We start from the raw sequence: 3,874 nt of genomic DNA, 5'->3' as shown, positions 1-3,874 counted from the left end.
GTGGTGGGGGCGCGGCGGTTCTTCTACGACGTCTGGGGCGACGCCGTCAACGTGGCATCCCGGATGGAGTCCACCGATCAGCTGGGCCGGATCCAGGTGCCCCAGAACGTCTACGAGCGGCTCCGGCACGCCTTCGTACTCGAGGAGCGCGGCGATGTCGACATCAAGGGCAAGGGCGTCATGCACACCTGGTACCTGGTCGGCCGCAAGCCGGCGCACGAGCCGGCGGCATCGGATGAGGGGCAGCAACCTGAACTTCCCGCCAAAAGCCGCATCGGCTGACGGCTGAGCCGTTTAATCCCCCGCGGGACGATCCAGCTCGTCAACTCCTAGCCCCAGGCTCACATCACCTTCGACAGGAACGCCCTTGTCCGCTCGTGCCGCGGAGCGGCCAGCACCTGGCGCGGCGGCCCGCTCTCGACGATCACCCCGCCGTCCATGAACACCAGTTCGTCGGCCACCTCGCGGGCGAAGCCCATCTCGTGGGTCACCACGATCATCGTCATACCCGCGGCGGCAAGCTTTTTCATCACCCCCAGCACCTCCCCCACCAGTTCGGGGTCCAGCGCCGAGGTGGGTTCGTCGAAGAGCATCAGCTTGGGCTCCATCGCCAGCGCCCGGGCGATCGCCACCCGCTGCTGCTGGCCGCCGGAGAGCTGCGCCGGGTAGGCGTCGGCCTTGTCCGACAGCCCCACCCGAGCAAGCAGGTCGCGGGCGCGATCGGCGGCGGCCGCCTTGCCCGCGCCCTTGACGTGGACGGGCGCCTCAATGATGTTCTCCAGCGCGGTGCGGTGCGGGAAGAGGTTGAAGTGCTGGAACACCATTCCGATGTCACGGCGCTGCTTGGCCGAGTCGCGCGGGGACATCTCGTAGAGCCTGCCGCCGCGCTCCCGGTAGCCGATCAGGTCGCCGTCGACGTACAACCGGCCCGCCGACACCGTCTCCAGGTGGTTGATGCAGCGCAGGAAGGTCGACTTGCCCGAACCGGAAGGCCCGACCAGCACCAGCACCTGCCCGCGGTCGACCGACAGCGTCACACCCTTGAGCACCTGCAGCGCCCCGAAGCTCTTGCAGACCTGTTCGGCCCGGACCATCTCGGTCATACGTGACCGGCCTCGGTCTGCGCTCTGGCAAGGGCCTCAAGCTGTTTGGCGGTCAGCTTGCGCGAGATGCCCCGGGAGAAACGCTTCTCCAGGTAGTGCTGGCCGACCATCAGGATGCTCGTGACGACCAGATACCAGGTCGCCGCCACCAGCAGCATCGGTACCGGTTCGAAGGTGCGGGCGGCGATCTCCCGCGAGGCGATGCTGTAGAGGTCATAGGAGTAGGGCACGGCGGTGACCAGCGAGGTGGTCTTGAGCATGCTGATCAACTCGTTGCCGGTGGGCGGGATGATCACCCGCATCGCCTGCGGAAGGACGGTGCGCCGCATCGTCATTCCCCACGACATTCCCAGGGCGGTGGACGCCTCGGTCTGCCCCTCCGGCACGGAGGTGATTCCGGCGCGGATGATCTCGGCCATATAGGCCGCCTCGTTGAGGCCCAGCCCGATCACGGCTAGTAGGAACGGGATGGACAGGTTCTGCAGGTTGAGGTGAAAGAAGGACGGCCCGAACGGGATTCCCAGTTGGACGTTCTGGTAGATCGTCGGCAGCAGGCCCCAGAACACCAGTTGCACGTACACCGGCGTGCCGCGGAAGATCCACAGGAAAACCCAGGAGACCGAACCGAAGACCGGGTTGGGCGACAGTCGCATCACCGACAGCGCGATGCCCAGCACCACACCGAGCACCATCGCGTAGACGGTCAACTGCAGGGTGTTCCAGACGCCGAACAGGATGCGTTCGTTGAACAAGTACTCGAGATAGGTCGCCCACCCGTAGGCCGGGTTGGTGGCCGCGCCGTACAGGAACAGCCCGACGACGACAACGATGGCCGCGGCGCCCACCCACCGCCAGGGATGGCGCAGCGGTACGGCGTCGATGGCGGCGGGCGCCGGCGGATCGACGGCCACGGCTGCTAGCTGACCGCCCCGTTGATGACCGGCTTGTCGATCATTCCGGACTGCACGCCCCAATTCGTGGCGATCGTCTTGTAGGCCCCGGTCTTGATCAGGTGCTCGACGGCCTGCAGCAGCGACTGCGCCAGCGGTGAGCCCTTCTTGACCGGCCACCCGTAGGGCGCGGAGTCGAAGATCTCCCCGGCGCCCTCCAGCTTGCCGTCGCTCTGCCGGATGGCGTACGCGGTCACCGGCGAGTCGGCCGACATCGCGTCGGCCTGTCCGAGGACGACGGCGTTGGTCGCCGCGTCCTGGCCGTCGAACTTGATGATCTGGATCTCCGGCTTGCCGGCATCGACGCACTTCTTGCTCTTGGCCGGCAGTTCGTCGGTCTCCTGGATCGTGGTGGCCTGCACCGCCACCTTCTTGCCGCAGGCATTGTTCGGATCGACCGCCTGGCCCGCACGCTGCGCCCACTGGGTACCGGCCGAGAAGTAGGTGACGAAGTCGACCTGCTTCTCGCGCTCCCTGGTGTCGGTGAACGACGACATCCCGACGTTGTAGGTGCCGCCGTCGATGGACGGGATGATCTTGGCGAAGTCGGATTCGCGGTATTCGGCCCGGAGCCCCAGCGTCGCGGCGACGGCGTCCATCAGGTCTACGTCGAACCCGACGATCTTGCCGTCGGAGTCCTTGAACTCGTTTGGCGTGTAGGGAATGTTGACCCCGACGACGAGCTTGCCGGACTCGCGGATGTCGGCGGGCAGGGTGGCCGCGATCGCGTCGACCTTCTCCGCCTTGACTTCGGTGGACGGGACGGCCGAGCCCGCTCCGGCGCCCGAACCTGTTTCGGTGTTCTTGGCGCAGCCCGACAGGGTCAGGGCGCCGGCTACCGCACACACCGCCGCGGTGCGCCACCAGCCGTGGCGGATCTGCTGTGTCGTCAACAACTCTGTGCCCCTTCGATTCGCGGTCAACACGTCGGCGCAATCCCGAGCGCCTCTAGAAAACTACCGGCCAGCAGCCCAATCGGCCTGTCGAAGCGGTCAATTCCAGGGACGGGTGATGGGTGTGTGTAGGATTTCGCGCCGTGACTACTACTCATGCGGGCGATCGCCCGAGTCTGTTCCACCAGGTCTGGAAATCCACTGTCGTGTCCGGCTTGCTGGCCGTCATTCTCGGCGCACTGGTCCTGTTCTGGCCCGGTCCGACTCTGCTGGTCGCCGCCGTTCTGTTCGGTGTCTACCTGCTGGTTTCCGGTGTCGCGCAGGTGGCTCTCGCCTTCGGCCTGCACTCCTCGGCCGGCAGCAGGATCCTGCTGTTCATCAGCGGGGCGGCCTCGCTGATCCTGGCGGTGCTGGCATTCCGGCAGTTCGGTCAGGGCACCGCGTTGCTGCTGCTGGCCATCTGGATCGGCATCGGGTTCATCTTCCGGGGCGTCGCGGCCACCGCTACGGCCATCAGCGAGTTCCACGGGACGCCCGGCCGCGGCTGGAGCATCTTCTTCGGCATCGTCTCCATCCTCGCCGGCATCATCTGCCTCGGTTACCCGTTCGACTCCCTGGTCACCCTGACCCTGGTGGTCGGCGTCTGGCTGGTGGTGATCGGGGTCTTCGAGATCATCGCGGGCCTGCAGCTTCGCAAGACCGGCCACGAGGTCCGCTCGGCGGTCAACGAGGCGCTCGGTCGCTGACGCTCTCCGCAGGGCGCGGATCGCATGGGCACGCACTGCGATCCGCGCCCTTCGTTTCGGCGGTACCCTGACTGCCGTCCCTACGAGGTGAAGCGGGAACGATGACTGAACACCCGGAATCGCCGGAGCCCGGCGGGTTCCCGCCGCCCGGCCCGCCGCCGGCCGGGCCGACTCCCTACCCG

Annotated in this window: 5 protein-coding genes; 2 read left to right on the top strand and 3 right to left on the bottom strand. The window is 66.9% G+C overall.

The features are described from left to right. Window positions 1-282, top strand: a 282-nt coding sequence (locus ACKOQ4_RS13180) for an adenylate/guanylate cyclase domain-containing protein (protein WP_526292523.1), incomplete at its 5' end; no start/stop codon positions are given. Window positions 283-341: 59 nt separating this feature from the next. Here ACKOQ4_RS13180 and ACKOQ4_RS13175 read toward each other — a convergent pair. The 3 genes from ACKOQ4_RS13175 to ACKOQ4_RS13165 are packed head-to-tail and all read right to left on the bottom strand — an operon-like array spanning window position 342 to window position 2,949. Further along, entirely contained in the window at window positions 342-1,094 is a 753-nt protein-coding gene (locus ACKOQ4_RS13175; RefSeq protein ID WP_526292527.1) for an amino acid ABC transporter ATP-binding protein, read from the bottom strand. Between the two features lie 5 nt (window positions 1,095-1,099). Then, window positions 1,100-2,014, bottom strand: a complete 915-nt coding sequence (locus ACKOQ4_RS13170; RefSeq protein WP_526292521.1) for an amino acid ABC transporter permease — start codon at window positions 2,012-2,014, stop codon at window positions 1,100-1,102. A gap of 5 nt (window positions 2,015-2,019) precedes the next feature. Then, window positions 2,020-2,949, bottom strand: coding sequence for an ABC transporter substrate-binding protein (locus ACKOQ4_RS13165; protein ID WP_526292519.1), 930 nt, complete (start codon window positions 2,947-2,949; stop codon window positions 2,020-2,022). A 173-nt stretch (window positions 2,950-3,122) separates the two neighbouring features. Between ACKOQ4_RS13165 and ACKOQ4_RS13160 the strand changes: the two genes are divergently transcribed. Further along, complete coding sequence (locus ACKOQ4_RS13160; protein ID WP_526292525.1) at window positions 3,123-3,692, top strand: HdeD family acid-resistance protein; 570 nt, start codon at window positions 3,123-3,125, stop codon at window positions 3,690-3,692. Window positions 3,693-3,874: the final 182 nt, after the last annotated feature.

The sequence above is a fragment of the Mycobacterium sp. genome, from assembly GCF_046095365.1.
Taxonomy (GTDB): domain Bacteria; phylum Actinomycetota; class Actinomycetes; order Mycobacteriales; family Mycobacteriaceae; genus Mycobacterium.
The sequence above is the reverse complement of the archived record's forward strand: the minus strand, read 5'-3'. Positions and strand labels throughout refer to the sequence as shown.